Raw genomic sequence first — 19,628 nt, forward strand, 5'->3', positions numbered from 1 at the left:
CGGCTCTCCATGGAGAGCCGGCTATTAGGGATAAGCTTGTCCGCTCTCGTCAGCCTTTCGACGCCTTGTCGAGGAACAACTGCGACATTGCGGTGGGCTGCACGCCCGCCACGCCTTTCGCCGTCGCCGTCAGATAGTCGTAGAAGTAGCCGAAGACCACCGGTGTTTCCTCGAGCAGCAGCTTCTGGATCTTGCTGGCAGTGGCCTTCTGCGCCTCGAGGTCGAGGGCAGCGATATAGCTTGCCGCCATCTGGTCGTAGTCCTTGTTCTTGAAGTGGGCGGCATTCCAGGTGCCGTCGCTCTTCAAAGGTGCCGCCAGATAGACGTTGGGCACGCCCCGGTGGCCGTAGTCGGTGATGCCCATCGCCGAATCCAGCCAGTTCGACTTGCCGAACACCGCGTCGCCGTAATAGGCGCTCTGGTCGAGGATGTTGAGCTCAAGCTCGATGCCGATTTCCTTGACCCAGTTCTGGATGAGCTGGGCGTATTCCGGGATTTCCAGATAGCGCTCGGTGGTGAGCGTCATCTTGAAGCCCTGGCCGACGCCGGCCGCTTCCATCAGCTGCTTGGCCTGGGCGATATCCTGCTTGCGTTGCGGCACGCTGGTGTCGGTCGAGGGGTAGACGGCGGCGAACGGGCTGTCATTGCCGAGCGCCGAGCGTCCCTTCATCAGGCCGGCGGCGAGCTTCTCGCGGTCGAGGCAAAGCGCGATGGCGCGGCGCACGCGGGCGTCCTTCGTCGGGCCTTCGTCGCAGTGCATATGCAACTGCTGATGCGCCGACGACTTCAGGCTGATGATGTCGACATTCGGGTCGTTGAGCACGGCGACGCCCGCCAGCACCGGCATCTGGTTGATGATGTCGATCTGGCCGCCCTGCAGCGCCAGGATCTGCGGCTGGATGTCGGTGAAGAAGGTGAATTCGGTGCGGTCCGGCAGAGCCTTCTCGCCCCAGTAATCGTCGTTGCGCACGAAGGAGGCGCCGACCTTCGGGGTGTACTTCTCCAGCTTGAACGGCCCGGTGCCGTCGAAGCTCTGTTCATAGCCGCCCTTGTAGCTCGCCGGAATGATGACGGCGTTGTAGTTGTCCGACGACACCATGTACGGGAAGTTGCCGTTCGGCGCGTCGAGATGGAATTCGACGGTGTAGTCGTCGACCTTCTTGGTGTTGCCCTTCTGCAGGATGCCGGTGAACACCGACAGCGCGTTCGACGAATTGGCCGGGTCGGCGAGCCGGTCGATGCTGGCCACCACGTCTTCGGCCTTCATCTCGCCGCCCGAGTGGAACTTCACGCCCTTGCGCAGCGTGAAGGTCCACACCGTGCCATCGGCATTCGGCTTCCAGCTTTCCGCCAGCGCCGGCTTCAGCACCAGGTCCGGGCCGTCGACACAGAGGAATTCCGCCACCTGCTGCATGACGAGCAGGCCACCGGCGTCGGCGATGGTGACCGGATCGATCGCCGCTGCCGGCACGCTGCTGCCGACGCGGATGGTGGCGCCGGGTGCGCCGGCGCGAGCGAGCGAGGGTGCTGCGCCGAAGCCGGCGGCCATGCCGATGCGGCCGAGCAGCGGCAGCGACAGGCCGAGCAGGCTGCCGTGGCGCACGAACTCGCGGCGGCTGATGCGGCCGTCGACCAGGCCGTCGATGAGGTGGTTTTCGAGTGGCGTCCGGCCGCGCCGGAGGAGATCGAGAATGCGATAGTTCTTGCTCATGGGTCTAAGCCCTTTCCCCAATTGTTGTGGTTGGCGGGTGCATTCCAGTGAACGAGTTGCGTGGAGTTCTCCGGTCCAGGCACTCAGTATCGGTCGATGTACAGTAGCATGCGGCTCCGACCGGTCCATCCGCCCGTTGGGACGGAAAAGTCAGATTTTCTTGATGGATTGTCTGTCGGCCGGGCGACCCGTGGCCGCCCTTTTCTCGATAAGTCCTGTTTGCTTTTCGACATCCTCCTAATTCAGCGGCAGCCTGCGGTAGGTCCCGGGTTTTTCCGGATCGTGATATTTGTTGCAGGGGCCGTTTTCGACGAAGTCGCGATGGCAGGCAGCAAGCCTTTCTCGCGACAGCGTGACCCCGAGGCCGTGGCCCTCGGGCACCGGCACGACATTGTTCTTCGGCGCGAACGGGCCTTCCTCGATGACGTCCATCGGCTGCATGCGAAACAGCGACTGGTTGGGTTCCCGGATCCAGCCGAGCGCGGCGCACAGATGCAGGTAGCAGGCGCTGCCGATGCCGGTGTCGCCGCTGTAGCACCAGTAATCGATGCCGGCATGCTCGCAGGCGCCGACGAAGCGCAGCATGCGGTTGATGCCGCCATGCGCCGTCGGGTTGCCGACAAAGGCGTCCGGCACCTTCAACTCCATGGCGCGCGCTATATCGATGTTGTGGGTCGAGAACGGGATCGAGGTGTGGCGGCGCAGTTCCCGCATCTCCTCGATGGTCGCCACCGGGTCCTCCCAGTTGCGCACGCCGAGCTCTTCCAGCGGCCGCGCCAACTGCCTGGCGGTCGCCAGCGAATAGGCCTGGTTGGAATCGATGCGGATCATCGCCGCGTCGCCGAGCTTCCTGCGGATCAGCTCGACCATCTTCATTGAAACTTTCGGATCGTGCGTCGAGAACTTGCCCTCGAAGAAGGTCGTGCCGTGGCGCTCGTGGAGTTCGACGCAGTAGTCGGCGACCTCTTCCGGCGTCTTCTCGCCTTTGACTGTCGCTCCGTCGCCGCGCAGCGAGAAGTAATCGGTGAAGGGGATTTCCTTGCGCACCGCGCCGCCGAGCAACTGATAGAGCGGCTGCTTCCAGGCTTTGCCGCGCAGGTCCCACAGCGCCATCTCGATGGCGCCCAAGGCCATGATGCGGGTGCGGTCGTTGATCGACTGCACGCCGCTCCAGAAGGGCAGGCAGACTTCCTCGGCACCGGCGATGTCGAAGGCGTCGCGTCCGGCAAGCCTCGGCGCCAGCACGTCGTTGATGACGGCGGCAGCGCCCGGCGTCGGCGCCTCGCCGATGCCGACAAGCCCGTCCTCGGTCTCGACCTCGACGATGGTCGGCGAGAAGCCGTCGAGCTCGCCGAAGACCCAGACATAAGGGGCTTCCAGCCTGTAGTTGATCGGTGTCGCCTTGACGCGCCTGATCTTCATATCAGCCGATCTCGAAGAAGGGTTCGCCGAGCAGGCCCGGGTCGACATCGATGCCGAGGCCTGGGCCGTCGGGGATGCCCATGTGGCTGCCGGTCACCGGCGGCGCGTTCCTGGCCGTGCGCACCGTCACCCATTCGTGGAAGGCAATCGCGTGCAGCCGGCGCTCCGCCGGCGTCGACAGCGACAGATGCGCCATCGCGGCGGTATCGATCTCGGCGCCGCCTGTATCCTCAACCGTGATCATGAAGCCGAGATCGACGGCGACATCGCGGATCAGTCGTGTCTGCGTCACGCCGCCGAGCCGTGATATCTTCAGTGTCAGCCCGTCGGCAGCCCCTCGGCGGTGGATTTCCAGCATCTCGCCGAGCGAGGTGACGGATTCGTCCAGAACCATCGGCTTGTCGAGCATGCGGCGCACCGACATATTCTCGTCGAGCGTCGTGCAGGGCTGCTCGAACGTGTAGTCGATGCCGCGCGTGGCATCGGCGAACTGCCGCGCCTGATAGGGCGTCCAGCCGGCATTGGCGTCGCAGAAGATCACCGTGCCCTTCGGCACGGCGGCGGCCACCGTCGTCACGCGCTCAATGTCGTCATGCACATTGCCGCCGACCTTGACCTGCAGGCGGCGGCAGCCTTCGGCGATGATCCGCTTGGCAAGTGCGGCCATCTGATCGAGCGTGCCGTGGGTGACGACCCGGTAGGTCTCGGCCATATCGCTCTCGCGGCCGCCGAGCATGGTCACCAGCGGCACGTCGGCGGCGCGGGCGGCGAGATCCCAGCACGCCATGTCGAGCGCCGACTTGATGTAAGAGTGGCCCTTGAACACCGTGTCCATCAGCCGGCCGATGCCGGCAAGGCCGCGCGGATCCTGGCCGATCAGATGCGGCGCGATCTCCGGCACGCCCGCGCGTGTTCCCGCCGGAAACGCGGCCGAGTAGAAATTGCCGAGCGGCGCCATCTCGCCCCAGCCGGTCACGCCGCTGTCCGAGGTGATGGCGACGATCACCGCGTCGAAGCAGTCGGCGACGCGTCCCTTGGACATGCGGTAGGGCCCATCCACGAAGGGCTGCACGACATGATAGGCCTTGATGCTCTTGATCTTCACTGTGCTGTCGTCCGCTTGTCTGTCAGTTCTTCGACGCGCGCTTTTCGAGGCCGCGCGCATAGGCAAGAAGCTCTTCGAAGTCGAGGTCGATATGCTCGCGCGCATGGCGCTGGGCGGCGCGCATGTCGGCGCCTTTGAGCAACGTGACATAGGCCTCGTGCACGTCCTCGGCCGGCACCGGTTCGTTGCGCGCCCGCTGATGCAGGGCGAAATACATCTGCAGCCGGCTGGTCAGGCGCTGCCAGGTCTCCAGCAGCACCGAATTGTCGGCCCATTCGTAGATCAGCCCGTGCAGCTGCAGTGCCGTCTCGATCTGGCGCGTGGTGTCCTTCGCGCGTGTCGCCTGCTTCACCGCTTCATGGCGGCGGTCGAGCTCGTCGAAGAAGCGCTGGTCGCGTTGCGGCCAGGTCCGCTCGATGGCGAATTCGTCCAGCACCTGGTTCAGCGAATAGGCGTCGATGATGTCCTTGGCGGTGACCTCGATGACGAAGGTGCCGGCATAGGGAATGCTGGTCAGGATGCCTTCCTGCACCAGCTCGCGCATCGCCTCGCGCAAGGGCGCGCGGCTCACCCGCATCTGTTCGGAAATCCTGAGCTCGTTGAGCTTCTGCCCGGGCTCCAGCTGTCCGGTCAGGATGGCGCGCCGCAGCAGGGCGACGATCTCCGCCCTGCGCGTCGTATCCGCGATCGGACTGAAATCCAGCTTTGCCATAAGTCGACTCCGGGAGGAATTCCTGCAAGACAAGCAGATTGTCGACAATCTAACAAGAGCTGATTTCCTCGAATTCCGGATTTTGAACCGGCAGCTTCATGCCGCTCGTCCGTAGAACACGATCCGCTCCTCATCGGTGAACATGACGCCTGGACGTTCATAGTAGGAGAACACCGCGATCATGCGTTCGCGGTTGCCCTCGACGGTGGTGACGCGATGCGCTGTATTCTTGCCGCGAAAAACGTTCAGCGTGCCGGCCTTGATGCGCAGGATCTTTGCCTCGGGATCGCGCCCCTCGAGCAGCTTCGCCACACCGTCATAGTTCGGATCGTCGTCCGAGCGCAGGTCGGTGCGGTATTCGAAATCGCCGCCGATATCCGGCGCCTGCAGCAGAAGCGTCGTGGTGAATTCCGAGCGGTCGAAATGCCAGTTGAGTGCCTCGCCGGCGCGATAGCCCATGACATTGGCGCGGGCCAGCGGATCCTGCATGACATGCAGCTGCGGCTTGTCCATCGTCGCCGCCAGGAACCGCACTAGCGGTGCATATTCGTAGATCGACAAAACGGTGCTTCTCGGGATCTGGTCGGCGCAGACCGTATGGCTGATCGTTTCGACCTTGCGTAGCGCCGGATGATCCGGCGAAAGCTCCGGGATCGACGGCTTGAAGTAGATGTTGTGCAAGCGTCTGTGGACATGCGAGCGCGTGTCCATTACCGGCCGGATCTCGGCGACGGCCCGTTCGGCCATGCCGGGACGCAGGAAGCCTTCCAGGTTGAACATGCCGCTGGCCGCGAGCGCGGCCTTGGACTCGTCTACCAGCTTCTGCCACTCAGGGCTGCCTTCGCGGTCGAGCGGATAGCGGTCCAGGTCGAGAATGTTTTCGATCATAGCGTCCTCCAAAAATCCTGTTGTCACTACACGGCAAGGAAATCTTTGCCGCAACGCAGAAAATTGTTAGGCTCTCACAAGAAAAACTTTCGAGGATGGTATGGACAAGCTTCCGCCGTTGAACGCGATGAGAACCTTCGAGGTCGCGGCTCGCGCCGGCAGCTTCACGCTCGCCGCCTCCGAGCTAGGTGTCTCGTCGGCCGCGGTCAGCCAGCAGATCCGCAATCTGGAAGATTGGTTCGGCAAGCAGCTCTTCATGCGCAACGGCAACCGCATCGCGCTGACCGATGCCGGCCACGCCATTTATCCGCAGACGGCGCATGCGCTGGGCGAGATCGCGGCGGTCGGCCGGCGCATGCTGGAAGGCGGCTTGCGCACGCGCCTTGTGGTGAGCGTGCCGTTCTCCCTGGCGGAGCTTTGGCTGGCGCCAAGGCTCGCGGTGCTGCTCGACGGTTTTCCGCGGATGGCGATCGACGTCCGGGTCGAGGATGATCCCGTCGACGTGGTGCGCCAGAACATCGATCTGCGCATCTCCTATGGCGACTATCACTACCCGGCGCTCAAGATGGCGCGCCTCGTTCATGACGACGTCCTGCCGGTCGCATCGCCTGAGTTCTGGCGGCGCCACGGCAACGGTGCCGCCGGCCTGGCCGACGTGCATGAGAGCCACTTCATTCACACCAATTGGGGGCCGAACTATGCCTCGCATCCGAGCTGGGCGGATTGGTTCGCCGCTGCCGGCGGCAGCCGCGCGCCGGACCCCTCGCATGGCCGCCGCGTCGGCCTGTCCAGCCTGGCGATCGGTGCGGCGCGGCTGGGGTTGGGGATAGCGCTCGGCCAGAGGGTGATGGCGAGTGCCGACCTTGAGGCGGGCCGATTGATCGCCCTGTCGTCCGTCTCGGTTCGTCTCGGCCAGCCCTACTGCGCCTTCATGCTGCCGGCCAAGGCGGAACGCGCCGACATCGCCGGATTGGTCGAACTGCTTGCAAGCAATCCCGCGAAGCCGCGCACGGAGTCGGCGTCGGGAGCCGTCTGAACCCTCATGGCAAAACGGCGCCCTCGACGTGGGTGTCGAGGGCGCCGTCGGACCGGAAACTGATGGGGGTTATCAGCTGGCCGGTTTCGGTTGCGGCAAGGGAGAAACCGGCATTCCGGGTCCGATCTTCTGCAGATTGCCCGTGATCACCTGGTCGGTCTCGGAGATACCGGAGGTCACGGAAATCAGGTCGCCGTCGGTAGGCCCAAGCGACACCAGCTTCTGGTCGACGGTGTTGCCTTTGCCGACGACATAGAGGTACTTGCCGAGCTGGCTGGAACCCAGCGCCACTTGCGGCACCATCAGCGTGTTGGGCTGTTCCTTCACATGCAGCCGCACCCGCACATACTGTCCGGGCAGCAGCGTGAACTTGGCGTTGCCGATCGTGGCGCGCGCCGTGATCGTGCCTGTCGAGTGGTCGATCGTGTTGTCGATGAAGGTAAGCTCGCCCTTCTGGCTGGGCTGGGTCTCGCCGGGCAGCAGCACATCGACGGCGATCGGACCGTTGGCCTTCGCCTGCTCGATCTGGATGAGATCGGTCTCGCTCGGATTGAAGGTCACATAGATCGGATCGAGCTGCACCAGCGTGTTGAGCACCGTGCCGGCGACGCTGACCAGCGTGCCGACCGAAGCCTGGTTACGGCCGATACGCCCCGAGAACGGCGCCTTGATCTCGGCATAGCCGAGGTTGAGCTCGGCCGTCCGCACCGTTGCCTGGTCGACGGCAAGGGCGGCTTGCGCCGCGCGCAGGTTGCTGGTGCGCTGGTCGAAGCTGTCCTTGTCGAGGTAACCGGCCTTGGCAAGATCGGTGCCGCGGCCGAGATTGGACTTTGCATATTCGAGCGTCGCGCTATCGCGCTGCACCTGGGCCTTAGCCTGGTCCAGCGCGGCCTGATAGTCATCCGGCGCGATGCGGTAGAGCATGTCGCCCTGCTTGACGTCGCTGCCGTCGGCCGCGGTCTGCTCCTGCAGATAGCCCGGCACGCGGGCCTGCAGCGTGATGCTGCGGATCGATTCCACCCGCGCGGCGTAGTCGAGATAGATCGGCAGCGTCTTTTTCACGACATTCACCACCGGCACCGGCATGACGAAGGCTGCCGGCGCGGGTGCTGCGCCCGCCGTGCCGCCGCTCAAATTGCCCATGTCGAGAAAGTGCACGCTGGCCACCGAGATTGCGCCCAGCGCGACGGCCGACCCTAAAGCGATTTTCCATCTACGCATAATTGATCTCCAATCCTATTCGGCCGCCTGCGCGAGCGGCTGAAGCGCCGGCTCGGCGGTCGGTTCAATTTCCTCCTGCCGAGGGGCGTCGTGATGCCCCGTGGCAGGTTCTTTCCCGCCGCGGCGTTCGCGCAGCTGTTCGATCACCGCGTAGAAGACCGGCACGAAGACCAGCGACAGGATGGTCGCCGCAACCATGCCGCCGAAGACGGTGGTGCCGATCGACTGCCGGCTGGCGGCACCTGCACCCGTCGCGAACATTAGCGGCAGCACGCCGAGGATGAAGGCGAAGGCCGTCATCAGGATCGGCCGCAGCCTCAGCCGCGCGGCTTCCATCGACGCTTCGACGATGGTGAGACCCTCCTCGCGCCGTCGCCTTGCGAACTCGACGATCAGGATCGCGTTCTTCGCCGCCAGGCCGATCAGCATGACGAAGCCGATCTGCGAGTAGACGTCGATCTGCATGCCGCGCAGCAGGAGCACCACGAAGGCGCCGAACAAGGCGAGCGGCACGGCGAGCAGCACCATGAATGGCATCGCCCAGCTTTCATACTGCGCCGCCAGGATCAGGAAGACGAAGACGATCGCCAGCCCGAACACGACAGACGCGATCGATCCGGCCTTGAGCTCCTGGAAAGTGATGCCGGTCCATTCGTAGCCGAAGTCGCGCGGCAGCACGTTCGCCACCGCCCGCTCCATGGCCGCCACCGCCTGTCCGGACGAGAAGCCGGGGGCAGCGCCGCCATTGATCAGCGCCGAGGCGTTGTTGTTGTAATGCGGCACGGTCTCGGGTCCGACGATCGGCACAAGCTTGCCCAGTGTGCTCAGCGGCACCATGCCGCCCGACGCATTGCGCACATAAAGCCTGGAGATGTCGGTGGCGTCGGCGCGCGCGTCTTTGTCCGCCTGGATCGTCACGCGGAAGGTGCGGCCGAACAGGTTGAAGTCGTTGACGTAGAGCGAGCCGAGATAGATCTGCAGCGTGTTGAAGACGTCCGGCAGGTTGAGGCCGAGAAGCTTCGCCTTGCTGCGGTCGAGGTCGTAGTTGAACTGCGGCGTCGAGGTCGAGAAGGACGAGAACAGCTGCTGCGGGTTGAGCTCCGGCTGCTTGCGCGCCTCGGCGAGCAGCGCCTGCGTGACGTCGTTCAGCGCCGCGCTGCCGCGGCCCGACAGGTCCTCGACCTGGAACTCGAAGCCGCCGGTGGTGCCGATGCCCGGGATCGAGGGCGGATCGAAGGAGAGCGCGAACGCGTCCGGCATCTGCAGGAGCTTGCCGCGCACCTGCTCGACGAGCTTCGAGGCGCTCTGATCGGGTCCGCGCTCGTCCCAGGGCTTCAGGATGGCGAACTCGACCGCCGAGTTCGACTGTGCGGCGCTGGTGAGGAAGTTCAGGCCACTGATCGAGCCGACGATGTCGACGCCGGGCGTGCTCTGCAGGATGTCGCGCGCCTTCTGCGCCACGGCATCGGTGCGCTCGAGCGAAGCGCCGTCCGGCAACTGGATGACGACGAAGAAATAGCCCTGGTCCTCGACCGGCAGGAAGGTCGAGGGCAGCTTCTGCCAGACGAAGTAGGTGGCGACGAGACCGGCCGCGAACAGGCCGAGCATGATCCAGCGCAGTTTGATCAGGATGCGCACGCCATGCGCATAGGCATGCGACAGCCAGTCGAAGCCGGCGTTGAACCAGCGGAACAGCACGAACTGTGTCTCGCCGCGATGGCGCAGGAAGGCGGCGCTCAGCGCCGGGCTCAGCGTCAGCGAGTTGAAGGCCGAGATGCCGACCGAGATCGCCACGGTCAACGCGAACTGATTGTAGAGCCGGCCGGAAACGCCGGGGATGAAGGCGACCGGGATGAACACCGCCATCAGCACCGCGGTGGTGGCGATGATCGGCCCGGTCACCTCGGCCATCGCCGCGCGCGTCGCGGCAAGCGGCTTGAGCCCTGCCTCCAGTTGTCGCTCGACGTTTTCAACGACGACGATCGCATCGTCGACGACGAGGCCGATCGCCAGCACCATGCCGAGCAGCGAGAGCATGTTGAGCGAGAAGCCCAGCATGTACATGATCGCCAATGTCGCGATCAGCGAGACGGGAATGGCGATGGTCGGGATGATGGTGGTGCGCCAGCTTTGCAGGAAGACGAACACCACTGCCACGACCAGCACCAGCGCTTCGCCGAGCGTGATCAGCACGTCATGCATCGAGGCCGACACGAAGCGCGTCGTGTCGTAATGCATGGCATAGCGGACGCCCTTCGGGAAACGCTGCGACAGTTCCTGCATCTTGTCCTTGACCCGCTGCTGCAGGTCGAGCGCGTTGGAGCCGGGCATCTGGTAGACGGCCAAGACCACGGTCGGATCCTTGCCGAAGAAAGCGGATGACGAATATTGCAGTGCGCCGAGTTCGATGCGCGCGACGTCGCGCAGCCTGACCAGCGAGCCGTTCTGCGAATTGGCGCGCACGACGATGTCGCCGAATTCCTTCGGGTCGCTGAGACGGCCGACGGCATTGACCTGCATCTCGAAGGCGGTGCCTGCTGGCGCCGGCGACTGGCCGATCTTGCCGGCCGCCACCTGCACGTTCTGTTCGGCGATGGCGTTCTGCACATCGACGGCGGTGATGCCGAGATTGGCCAGTTTGTCCGGGTCGAGCCAGACACGCATCGAATAGCGGCGCTCGCCGAAGATCTGCACGTCGCCGACGCCGGGCAGGCGCTTGAGCGGATCGACCACCTGCAGATAGGCGAGGTTGCTCAGCGCCACCGGATCGACCGAGCCGTCAGGCGAGGTGAGGTCGACGATCAGCACGAAATTGGGGTTCTGCTTCTTGATCGTCACGCCGCCCTGGTTGACGATCGCCGGCAGGGAGGAAGCGGCCTGCGAGACGCGATTCTGCACGTCGACGGCCGCCGTGCTCAGCGGATAGCCGACGTCGAAGGTGATGGTGATGGTCGAGGAGCCGTCATTCGAGCTCGTCGACGACATGTAGGTCATGCCTTGCACGCCGTTGATCTGCTGCTCGAGCGGTGTGGTGACCGTATCGGCCACGACCTGCGCGCTGGCGCCCGGATAATGGGCGCTGACCACGACCTGCGGGGGCGTGATGTCGGGGAACTGCGAGACCGGCAAAAGGAAATACGCGATCGCACCGGCGAGCACCATGATGATGGCGATCGCCGACGCGAAGATCGGGCGGTGGATGAAGAAGTTCACCATGATGCGGACGCCTCGCCGAACGGTTTTGCGAAATGGCGCAGGCGCCGGGCCCGGCCGGAGCCGGAATCCGCCAGGAAGGATGGCGGGGCATCGTCGCCCAGCGCCTGTTCGGCCGCGCGCGAGCGCAGCATCCGTTCGAAGGCTTTGGGGTCGATCCCGTCCGCCTTCATCACCAGCCGGATCATTGGATCCCGGATGGCTTCGTCGATCGTCAGATCTTTGCGCTTTTGCATAGGAGTGGCTCCTTGCTCGGCCCGCATCGATTGATCGCGGGCCGCTTTTTCTCGAATTCACCGGCCGAAGCCGCATGACAGGCAGGTTTTCTGGCCTATCTCACTCTGGCAGGCCTATCGGAGGGCCTTGTCGTTTGACGGCGAGTGATATAGGTGTTACCAGTAAGTAACATGCTGGAAGTTACAGACCGGTAACACCCTAGTCAAGAGGTGGCGACGGTTTTTTTGGAAACGACAAAAGGAGATCATCATGACTGACGGCGTCGCGGAGCGTTCCCGCCCCCGGGATCGAATCCTGAAGACGGCGCAGGACATGTTCCACAAGCACGGCATCAAGGGCGTTGGCGTCGACGCCATCACCGAGGCTGCCGGCACGAACAAGATGACGCTTTACCGTCACTTCGAATCCAAGGACGAGCTGATCATCGAGTGCCTGCGCGCCACGGCGGCGAAGGCTTCAAGGATTTGGGACGAGTTCGAGGCCCAGCATCCCGGCGACAAGCTCGCCCAGCTGCATGCCTGGGTCCAAAAGGCTTCGCAACTGCTCAGCGCCGACAGCCGCGGCTGCGACATGGCCAATGCCGCCGTCGAGCTCACGGAGACCGATCATCCGGCCAGGCGCGTCATTAAGGAACTGAAAGAGGCCCAGCGCGAGAAGCTGGTTGCGCTTTGCCGCGATGCCGGCATCGGCCAGGCCGAGCTCCTCGCCGACACGCTGTCGCTGTTGCTCGAAGGCGCGCGCGTCTCGATGCAGAGCGTCGGCGCCGAAGGTCCGAGCGCGCAATTCGTGCGCATGGCCGAAAGCCTGATCGCCTCGTTCCGCGCGCGCTGACTTCCTCTCCCCTCGGGGAGAGGTCGGATTGCCCGAATTGCAAAGCAATTCGACTTGGCAATCCGGGTGAGGGGGGGCTCCGCCTCATTGCGCGCAAAGAAAAAGCCCGCTGCCGGGAGGAGGTGGCAGCGGGCTTCGATTTCGAATACGGCACGGGAGGAGGTGTACCGTATTCAGCGTCGGCATCACATCTGGGAGGAGGAGACGGCCGACACCCAGATATCTACGAGTTGCCCAACGATTCGGCAATTGCGAAACGTGCATAGCTGCTGTGCAGATTTGCCGGATCAATCATCAGACAAATCCTGGGAATCGCTCTCCGCGCACTACTGCACCGGCACGTTTTCCTTGAAGATCAACCGCGGCTCGATGAATTTCTTGGTCAGGTAGGGCGCCGACGAGGCGATCGAGCCGAGCAGGCGGATCACCGACTGCTCGGCGATCAGCCGTGCATTCTGGTCGATCACGACGTCGGCGAGATCGTCGACGAGATAGCGGCGCGTTTCCTTGGTCAGGTCGTGGCAGATGAAGACCGGCTTCCTGCGCGGCTTGGCCTCGAGCAAGGCCTTGGCCACGCCGGACCGTCCGGCGCCGACGCAGTAGATGCCGAGCAGCTCCGGTTCGTTGTGCAGCGCCTTGATGGTCGCGCGGTAGCTGGCGTCAGGGTCGTCATTGCTCTCGGCGGCGCTGGAAACTGTGAGGTTGGGGAACTCCTCGCTCAACACCGAACGAAAACCCATCTCGCGCTCCTCGTGACCGCGATAGGAGCGCGAGCCGACCACCATCGCCAGATGTCCGGTCCGGCCGCCAAGGAACCGGCCCATCAGCAGCGCCGCCGTGCGGCCCGCCACCCGGTTGTCGATGCCGACATAGGCCGAGCGGGGCGCGGCCGGCACATCCGAGATCAGCGTGACCAGCCTGATCCCGGCATCGACCAGCTCGCGCAGGATGTTGCGCGTGCGCGGGTGGTCGACGGCAATGATGCCGACGCCATTGGCCTTCAGCGAAAGATTCTCCACCGCGCTTTGCAGCGCGCCCGGCGAAATGCCGGCAAGGTTGTGGATGCGGCAGGAGGCGACCAGGGGCAGGCGCGCCGCATAATCCTCGATGTGATGGGCGAGATCGGCCATGAAGGCGTTGGACCCGATCGGCAGGAAGAATTCGAGATGCGCTGGCTTCGAGGGCAGCACCACCTGGTCGAGCGTCGGCAGGTAGCCGAGCTGCTTGGCCGCCTCCATCACGCGCTGCCGGTTGGCCGCGCTCGCGCCCGGGCGGTTGTTCAGCACCCGGTCGACGGTCGCGGTCGACAGGCCGCAGCTCTTGGCGATGTCGGCTACGGTGGCTTTCATGGGTCCAGTCATAGGCGCTGATGCAATCCTGTGCCAGCGGCGGGCAAATGGCCGCGTCGCCGATGCGATCCGCCCTTCAGCAGTCAGCCATGCGCTTCCCGGCCATCGGCGATTGCGTCCCGGATCTCCTTGTCCGACATGCCGGTGATGACGCGCTCGACCTCGGCGACGGTGGTCTTTTTCGGATCGATGTCGTCGGCCACCACCTTGCCCCGGCGCATCACCACGATGCGGTCGACCACCTGGAAGACGTGATGGATGTTGTGCGCGATGAAGATGCAGGAATGGCCGGAATCACGGGCGCTGCGCACGAAGCTCAGCACCCCTTGCGTCTCGGCGACGCCGAGATTGTTGGTAGGCTCGTCGAGGATGATCAGGTCGCTGTCGAAATGCATGGCCCGCGCGATCGCCACCGCCTGCCGCTCGCCGCCCGACAGTGAGCCGATCGGCGTCGTCGGCGGGATGTTCTTGGTGATGCCGACCTGCCGCAGAAGGTCGCGCGCCACCGCGTTCATCGCCTCCTGGTCCATGCGGTTCAGGAAGCGCGGCTGCTTGATCGGCTCGCGCCCGAGGAACAGGTTGCGCGCGATCGACAGCTGCGTGACCAGCGCCGAGTCCTGGTAGATGGTCTCGATGCCATGCGCGATGGCGTCGCTGGTCGAGCGCAAAGTCACCTTCTTGCCGCGGATGTAGATGTCGCCGCTGGTCAATGGCACGGCACCCGACAACACCTTGATCAATGTCGACTTGCCGGCGCCATTGTCGCCGAGCAGGCCGACGATCTCCTTTTCGTTGACGTGGAAATTGGCGTCCACCAGCGCCTGCACGCGCCCGTAGGACTTGCGGATGTTTTCCATGCGGATGAGCGGTTCGGCCATGGTTCTAAGTCCCTGCCTGGTGACGGCGCTCGAGCCATGAATGCAGCGCCATCATGCCGAGGATGATCGCGCCGATGAAGATGTTGTAGGCAAGTCCAGGCACGCCGATCAGCACGATGCCGTTGCGCATGACGCGCAGGATCAGGATGCCGAGCACCGTGCCGATGATGGTGCCGCGTCCGCCGGTCAGCGCCGTGCCGCCGATCACCACCATGGCGATGACTTCGAGCTCGTAGCCGGTGCCGCTGTTGGGGTTGGCCGCGGAGGTGCGCAGCGAGGAGATCACGCCGGCCAGCGAAGCCATCACCGCCGACAGGATGAACAGGCCGACCTTGACGCGGCTGACGTTGACGCCGCGCGCGCGGGCGGCGTTCGGATTGCCGCCGGCAGCCTGGATCCAGTTGCCGGTGCGGCTCTGCGTCAGCACATAGCCGAGGATGATTGCCGCACCGATAAACCAGAACAGCGATGCATAGATGCGGAACGGGCCGATATAGAAATCGCCGACCAGTATGTTCGCCAGCCAGCTGCCTTCAGCGCTCCAGGTGCGCTGCGGGAAGCCGTCGGTGACGAACAGCGCCGTGCCGCGCACGACAAGCAGCATGCCGAGCGTCACCAGGAAGGACGGGATCTTGAGCTGGGTGACGAACCAGCCATTGACCAGCCCGATCGCGGCCGCGACCAGCAATGCGATCAGCAGGCCGACTTCCAGCGAGGTGACGCCGCTGTTGTAGAGCGTCCACATCAGCACCGGCGAGAAGCCGAACAGCGAGCCGACCGACAGGTCGAATTCACCTGATGTCATCAACAGCGTCATCGCCAGCGCGATCAGGCCGAGCTCGACGGTGAAGGCTAGGATGTTGGAGATGTTCTGCGCCGACAGGAAGTCGGGATTGATGCCCCAGAATACGACCAACTCGATGACGAGCAGGACGAGGGGGCCGAATTCCGATCTGCCGATCAGGCGCTGGATGAAGGAACGATTTTCCACGAGATACCCGCGATACGATTGGACTGGCCGGGCCTTCGCCTCGACTGGCGGCAAGCTCCGACGACTATAGCATCCAGCGCCGCGCCTAAGGTGGAAAGCGCGGCGCCGGTGAATGCGCGGGACTTATTTGCCGGACAGGATCTTGTCGTAGACGCCGGCGGTGTCCTTCTCATAGAGCGCGCCGGTGATGACGTTGAAGCCCGGAGGAATGCCGCTGGCGGCCATATTAGCCAGCGACAGGGCCACATAGCTGGTCGCCTGCGGGTCTTGCCACTGCGCGGCATTGACATAGCCGTTCAGCACTTCCTGGGTGGTATCGAGCGAGTTGCCCCAGCCGACGACCGGGATTTCGCCCGGCTTGACGCCGACCTGGTCGAAGACGCGCTTGATCGAGCCGGTGACGAGGTCGCCGAGGCCGATGATGGCCTTCACCTTGCCTTTGTGCGCGGTGAGATAGTCGGACATGCGGCTGATCACTTCGGCCTGGTCGAGCGTCGCTTCGGTGATCTCATAGGTGATGCCGGCGGGGCCGAACACGCTCTTGATGCCTTCCTCTTCCTGTACGCCGTAGGTGGCGCCGGGCACCTCGACCGGCATCCACACGAAGTCGCCCTTCTTCACCAGGCCCTTGTCGACCAGATACTGCGCCCAGTGCTTGCCGAAGGTGACGTTGTCTCCGCCGACATAGGCGTTGAAGTTGGCCTTCGGATCGGGCGTGTTGAAGTTGATGATCGGGATGTTGGCCGCCCGCGCTTCCTTGGCCAGCTCGATCAGGCTGCCCGGATCGGGACTGGTGGTGACGATGCCGTCGGCCTTGGCCGAAATGGCGGCGCGGATCGCCTCCTGCTGCGAGGCGACGTCGCCATTGTGGAACGAGGTGTTCACCTTGTTGCCGGTGTCCGTCGCCCATTGCTTGGCGCCGGCCAGGAAGTAGGTCCAGACCGGATCGGCCGGGCCGCCATGCGAAATCCAGTAGAATGTCTTGGCTTGGGCCATCGCCGGAATGGCGATGACCGCGATCAAGCCAAGCACGAGCAGTCTTAGCCGCGAAAGCATTCGATTTCCTCCCATGTTGAAACGTTCCTCCTTGATCAGGCGCGATGCGGCCTTGGGCCGCATCTCTCGCCAGCGCCGACCGGAACGTCTAGAGCATTCTCTTTTTCGGGCGGTGGCAAGCCTCCATCGCCAGTGGATGTTGGGTGAGGCGCGCACGCCATCAGCAATCCCATCAGATTGCATCAGTAGCGGTGATATTTTCCCGGGCACGCGGCACCGTCGCCCTCATGTTGCGTAGACGTTGGACAACGCCACTCGTGGTGCGGCCCTAGATCAGATTAGCCCTGGCCAGGTCGCGCATGAGGTGGCTGGCGCCGTAGGTCCAGTGCGGGCAGTCCGGCGACAGGCGCACGCGGTTGGTGAGCGCGCCGAGCTTTTCCGACGAGATGGTGACGATGTCGCCGACCTTGTGGGTAAAACCCTTGCCCTTCTCGCCGCGATCCTTCGACGGCACGAACATGGTGCCGAGATAGAGCGCCAGCCCGTCGGGATACTGGTGATGCGGCCCCATTGCCGCCTTGACCAGCTCCTCCGGCGTGCGGCTGATTTCCGCCATCGAGCTCGCGCCCTGCAGCGAGAAGCCATCCTCGCCCTCGACGCTGAGCCGCACCGTGGCGCGCTTCACGTCGGCGATGGAAAACGTCTCGTCGAACAGCCGGATGAAGGGGCCGAGCGAGGCAGACGCATTGTTGTCCTTGGCCTTGCCGAGCAGCAGTGCCGAGCGCCCCTCGACGTCGCGCAGATTGACGTCGTTGCCGAGCGTGGCGCCGACGATGCGGCCTGAGCTATCGGCGATCATGGCGATCTCCGGCTCCGGATTGTTCCAGGTGGAGACCGGGTGCAGCCCGACATCGGCGCCGAAGCCGACCGAGGCCATCGGCTGGCATTTGGTGAAGATCTCGGCGTCCGGGCCGATGCCCACTTCCAGATATTGCGACCAGGCGCCACGCGAAATCAGCTTGGCCTTGATCTCCATCGCTTTCGGCGAGCCGGGCTTGAGCTTGGAGAGATCATGGCCAATCAGCCCGGCGATGTCGGCGCGGATGGCGTCGGCCTTTTCGGCCGAGCCGCGCGCCTGTTCCTCGATGACGCGCTCGAGCAGGCTGACGACGAAGGTGACGCCGGAAGCCTTTACCGCCTGCAGGTCGACGGGCGAAAGCAGCATCGGCTTCTTCGCATCGCGTTCGGCTTCGAAGCTGTTCGCCGCGATGTCGGCAAGCGCGCCGATCGCCTTGCCCTTGGCCGAGCGCAGATAGCCGGCCGGATCCTTCAGCTCGCAGACATCGCGCACCGTGGGCGCCGCGCTCGAGGTGATGTCGATGACCTCGCCGTCACGCACCGTGACCACCAGCGGATGGGCAGCTTCGCTTGTCCTGGCGCGGCCGACGAAAAGTCCGTCGGCGGGCAGGCGGGTCGGGTCGGTCATGGTGATGCTTCCTCTCGATTTTTCGCGCGCGGCACTTTTCCCCGATTTCGCGGAAACGTCTATCCCGCCGGCCGCAACATTTGTGGTCCATGCAAATACTGTCACACGGCCACGGCTGGACTGGCCCATCGAAGCACTCTTTCAAATCTGTGAAATCGACAATAAGATTTTCACGAAGCTCCAGCGCTAGGTGACCTCTTGCCCGCAGCCTTTTCCGATCCGATCTGGCGAAAGCCACAGGTAGCCCCGGTATTTCAGTCCGAGTTGTCGAGTGGTGGCACGCTCGACGCGGTCATCGTTGGGGGCGGCATCATGGGCCTTTCCACCGCGCTGCACGCGGCGCGCGCGGGGCTTTCCGTTCAGGTGCTTGAGGCCGGCGCCATCGGGCGGGGCGCTTCGGGCCTCAATGGCGGCCAGGTCATTCCAGGCCTCAAATACGATCCGGAATGGCTGCTCAGGCACTTCGGCAAGGAGCGCGGCGAAGCCCTGGTCGAGTTCGCCGCCGCGACGGCCGACGCCGTGTTCGATGTGATCCGCGACGAGAAGCTGGCCGTGCCTTTCACCCGCAATGGCTGGATCCAGGCGTCGCATACCGAGACCGCTTTGGCAGCGGCAGCGAACCGGGATCGCCAATGGCGCTCGCGCGGCGCCGACGTCAAGCTGCTCGACGGAGCCGAGATCGCGGCGATGACCGGCGCGAGGGGCTATCTCGGCGGCTGGCTCGATCGCCGCGCCGGCGTCATCGATCCGCTGTCCTACACGCTGGAACTCGCCCGCGTCGCCTCGGCCGCCGGCGCCAGCATCGCCGAGCGGCGGCGGGTGGTGAAGCTCCGCAGGGATGCCGGCGCCTGGCGGGTTTCGACAGAAGGAGACGCCGAATTACGTGCCAAGGCGGTCGTGCTCGCCACCAATGCCTATACGGATGGCTTGTTGCCTGGCCTCGCCCAGACGATCGTGCCGCTGCATTCCTTCCAGATCGCCACCGCACCGCTGCCGGCGGAGCTTGCCGCCAGCATTCTGCCGGGAGGCCAGGCGGTTTCGGATTCCCGCCGCATTCTGGTCTATTACCGCAAAAGCGCTGACGGTCGGATGGTGCTGGGCGGCCGCGGCCGCATGGCGCTGCCGTCCAGCCCCGCGGACTGGGCGCATTGTGAACGCGCGCTCATCCGCCTCTATCCGGTGCTCGCCGGCATCGCCATCGAAAAGCGCTGGTTCGGCCGCGTGGCGCTGACGTCGGATCATCTGCCGCATTTGCACGAACCGGAAAAGGGCCTGCTCGCGGTCGTCGGCTGCCAGGGCAGGGGCGTCGGGCTGATGAGCGCGCTGGGCAGGCGGATGGCGAACTACCTTGCAAGCGGTGACGCCAGGCAATTGCCATTCCCGCTGTCGCCGATCCGGCCAGTTCCATTCCACGCCTTCCGCCAGGTCGGCGTTGCCGCGGCAATCACCTGGTACCGGATGCTCGACGCCTTCGAGCGCTGACGCCGAACGCGTGCGGCGCACAAGCGATTCAGCTTGACAGTTTCATGAATATGAAAAAACATTAAGCAAT

Annotated in this window: 16 protein-coding genes; 3 read left to right on the forward strand and 13 right to left on the reverse strand. The window is 64.4% G+C overall.

Going from position 1 to position 19,628, the window contains the following annotated elements; all coding sequences use genetic code 11:
- Positions 1 to 49 precede the first annotated feature (49 nt).
- The 5 genes from AC0YKC_RS00880 to AC0YKC_RS00900 all read right to left on the reverse strand — a co-directional run bounded on the left by AC0YKC_RS00880 (position 50) and on the right by AC0YKC_RS00900 (position 5,838).
- Entirely contained in the window at positions 50 to 1,711 is a 1,662-nt protein-coding gene (locus AC0YKC_RS00880) for an ABC transporter substrate-binding protein (protein WP_320294655.1), read from the reverse strand.
- Positions 1,712 to 1,948: 237 nt separating this feature from the next.
- On the reverse strand, positions 1,949 to 3,133 hold the full coding sequence (locus tag AC0YKC_RS00885) for a mandelate racemase/muconate lactonizing enzyme family protein (protein WP_488509239.1): 1,185 nt from the start codon (positions 3,131 to 3,133) through the stop codon (positions 1,949 to 1,951).
- A gap of 1 nt (position 3,134) precedes the next feature.
- The gene (locus tag AC0YKC_RS00890) at positions 3,135 to 4,238 is read right to left on the reverse strand and encodes a mandelate racemase/muconate lactonizing enzyme family protein (protein WP_488509241.1); all 1,104 of its coding nucleotides are present in this window, start codon (positions 4,236 to 4,238) and stop codon (positions 3,135 to 3,137) included.
- A 22-nt stretch (positions 4,239 to 4,260) separates the two neighbouring features.
- Positions 4,261 to 4,950, reverse strand: coding sequence for a GntR family transcriptional regulator (locus tag AC0YKC_RS00895; protein WP_488509245.1), 690 nt, complete (start codon positions 4,948 to 4,950; stop codon positions 4,261 to 4,263).
- Positions 4,951 to 5,046: 96 nt separating this feature from the next.
- Positions 5,047 to 5,838 (reverse strand): HalD/BesD family halogenase, encoded by a 792-nt coding sequence (locus AC0YKC_RS00900; RefSeq protein WP_488509247.1) that lies wholly within the window; start codon positions 5,836 to 5,838, stop codon positions 5,047 to 5,049.
- Between the two features lie 100 nt (positions 5,839 to 5,938).
- Between AC0YKC_RS00900 and AC0YKC_RS00905 the strand changes: the two genes are divergently transcribed.
- Complete coding sequence (locus AC0YKC_RS00905) at positions 5,939 to 6,874, forward strand: LysR substrate-binding domain-containing protein (RefSeq protein ID WP_488509251.1); 936 nt, start codon at positions 5,939 to 5,941, stop codon at positions 6,872 to 6,874.
- A gap of 72 nt (positions 6,875 to 6,946) precedes the next feature.
- Here AC0YKC_RS00905 and AC0YKC_RS00910 read toward each other — a convergent pair whose 3' ends face one another.
- From AC0YKC_RS00910 to AC0YKC_RS00920, 3 genes are read right to left on the reverse strand one after another with little or no spacing between them, the layout of a single operon-like run.
- Positions 6,947 to 8,095 (reverse strand): efflux RND transporter periplasmic adaptor subunit, encoded by a 1,149-nt coding sequence (locus tag AC0YKC_RS00910; protein ID WP_488509254.1) that lies wholly within the window; start codon positions 8,093 to 8,095, stop codon positions 6,947 to 6,949.
- A 15-nt stretch (positions 8,096 to 8,110) separates the two neighbouring features.
- Positions 8,111 to 11,311: an efflux RND transporter permease subunit gene (locus AC0YKC_RS00915; RefSeq protein WP_488509257.1), complete on the reverse strand. Its 3,201-nt coding sequence runs from the start codon at positions 11,309 to 11,311 to the stop codon at positions 8,111 to 8,113.
- Entirely contained in the window at positions 11,305 to 11,571 is a 267-nt protein-coding gene (locus tag AC0YKC_RS00920) for a hypothetical protein (RefSeq protein WP_488509260.1), read from the reverse strand. Before AC0YKC_RS00920 ends, AC0YKC_RS00915 begins: the two co-directional genes overlap by 7 nt.
- Positions 11,572 to 11,794: 223 nt before the next feature.
- Here AC0YKC_RS00920 and AC0YKC_RS00925 point away from each other — a divergent pair, with 223 nt between their 5' ends.
- Positions 11,795 to 12,376, forward strand: coding sequence for a TetR/AcrR family transcriptional regulator (locus tag AC0YKC_RS00925; RefSeq protein WP_488509261.1), 582 nt, complete (start codon positions 11,795 to 11,797; stop codon positions 12,374 to 12,376).
- Between the two features lie 326 nt (positions 12,377 to 12,702).
- Here the strand turns inward: AC0YKC_RS00925 and AC0YKC_RS00930 are convergent, their stop codons facing one another.
- The 5 genes from AC0YKC_RS00930 to AC0YKC_RS00950 form a co-directional block, all read right to left on the reverse strand.
- Positions 12,703 to 13,725, reverse strand: a complete 1,023-nt coding sequence (locus AC0YKC_RS00930) for a LacI family DNA-binding transcriptional regulator (RefSeq protein WP_488509263.1) — start codon at positions 13,723 to 13,725, stop codon at positions 12,703 to 12,705.
- A gap of 83 nt (positions 13,726 to 13,808) precedes the next feature.
- Entirely contained in the window at positions 13,809 to 14,603 is a 795-nt protein-coding gene (locus AC0YKC_RS00935; RefSeq protein WP_320294664.1) for an ATP-binding cassette domain-containing protein, read from the reverse strand.
- Between the two features lie 4 nt (positions 14,604 to 14,607).
- On the reverse strand, positions 14,608 to 15,594 hold the full coding sequence (locus AC0YKC_RS00940) for an ABC transporter permease (protein WP_320294665.1): 987 nt from the start codon (positions 15,592 to 15,594) through the stop codon (positions 14,608 to 14,610).
- 123 nt (positions 15,595 to 15,717) lie between these two features.
- On the reverse strand, positions 15,718 to 16,650 hold the full coding sequence (locus AC0YKC_RS00945; protein WP_320294666.1) for a sugar ABC transporter substrate-binding protein: 933 nt from the start codon (positions 16,648 to 16,650) through the stop codon (positions 15,718 to 15,720).
- 268 nt (positions 16,651 to 16,918) lie between these two features.
- Positions 16,919 to 18,076 carry a fumarylacetoacetate hydrolase family protein gene (locus tag AC0YKC_RS00950; protein WP_488509271.1) on the reverse strand — a complete coding sequence of 386 codons (1,158 nt, stop codon included), beginning with the start codon at positions 18,074 to 18,076 and terminating at the stop codon, positions 16,919 to 16,921.
- Between the two features lie 198 nt (positions 18,077 to 18,274).
- Between AC0YKC_RS00950 and AC0YKC_RS00955 the strand changes: the two genes are divergently transcribed.
- The gene (locus tag AC0YKC_RS00955) at positions 18,275 to 19,558 is read left to right on the forward strand and encodes an NAD(P)/FAD-dependent oxidoreductase (protein WP_488509273.1); all 1,284 of its coding nucleotides are present in this window, start codon (positions 18,275 to 18,277) and stop codon (positions 19,556 to 19,558) included.
- The last annotated feature ends 70 nt before the right edge of the window (positions 19,559 to 19,628 follow it).

Source organism: Mesorhizobium sp. CNPSo 4661 (genome assembly GCF_057784215.1).

What these genes read in the sequence shown, in the direction of transcription:
- AC0YKC_RS00920 (WP_488509260.1), bottom strand. Translation starts at nt 11,571, where the DNA reads ATGCGGGCCGAGCAAGGAGCCACTCCTATGCAAAAGCGCAAAGATCTG.
- AC0YKC_RS00905 (WP_488509251.1), top strand. Translation starts at nt 5,939, where the DNA reads ATGGACAAGCTTCCGCCGTTGAACGCGATGAGAACCTTCGAGGTCGCG.
- AC0YKC_RS00880 (WP_320294655.1), bottom strand. Translation starts at nt 1,711, where the DNA reads ATGAGCAAGAACTATCGCATTCTCGATCTCCTCCGGCGCGGCCGGACG.
- AC0YKC_RS00915 (WP_488509257.1), bottom strand. Translation starts at nt 11,311, where the DNA reads ATGGTGAACTTCTTCATCCACCGCCCGATCTTCGCGTCGGCGATCGCC.
- AC0YKC_RS00885 (WP_488509239.1), bottom strand. Translation starts at nt 3,133, where the DNA reads ATGAAGATCAGGCGCGTCAAGGCGACACCGATCAACTACAGGCTGGAA.
- AC0YKC_RS00950 (WP_488509271.1), bottom strand. Translation starts at nt 18,076, where the DNA reads ATGACCGACCCGACCCGCCTGCCCGCCGACGGACTTTTCGTCGGCCGC.
- AC0YKC_RS00900 (WP_488509247.1), bottom strand. Translation starts at nt 5,838, where the DNA reads ATGATCGAAAACATTCTCGACCTGGACCGCTATCCGCTCGACCGCGAA.
- AC0YKC_RS00945 (WP_320294666.1), bottom strand. Translation starts at nt 16,650, where the DNA reads ATGCTTTCGCGGCTAAGACTGCTCGTGCTTGGCTTGATCGCGGTCATC.
- AC0YKC_RS00935 (WP_320294664.1), bottom strand. Translation starts at nt 14,603, where the DNA reads ATGGCCGAACCGCTCATCCGCATGGAAAACATCCGCAAGTCCTACGGG.
- AC0YKC_RS00895 (WP_488509245.1), bottom strand. Translation starts at nt 4,950, where the DNA reads ATGGCAAAGCTGGATTTCAGTCCGATCGCGGATACGACGCGCAGGGCG.
- AC0YKC_RS00910 (WP_488509254.1), bottom strand. Translation starts at nt 8,095, where the DNA reads ATGCGTAGATGGAAAATCGCTTTAGGGTCGGCCGTCGCGCTGGGCGCA.
- AC0YKC_RS00925 (WP_488509261.1), top strand. Translation starts at nt 11,795, where the DNA reads ATGACTGACGGCGTCGCGGAGCGTTCCCGCCCCCGGGATCGAATCCTG.
- AC0YKC_RS00930 (WP_488509263.1), bottom strand. Translation starts at nt 13,725, where the DNA reads ATGAAAGCCACCGTAGCCGACATCGCCAAGAGCTGCGGCCTGTCGACC.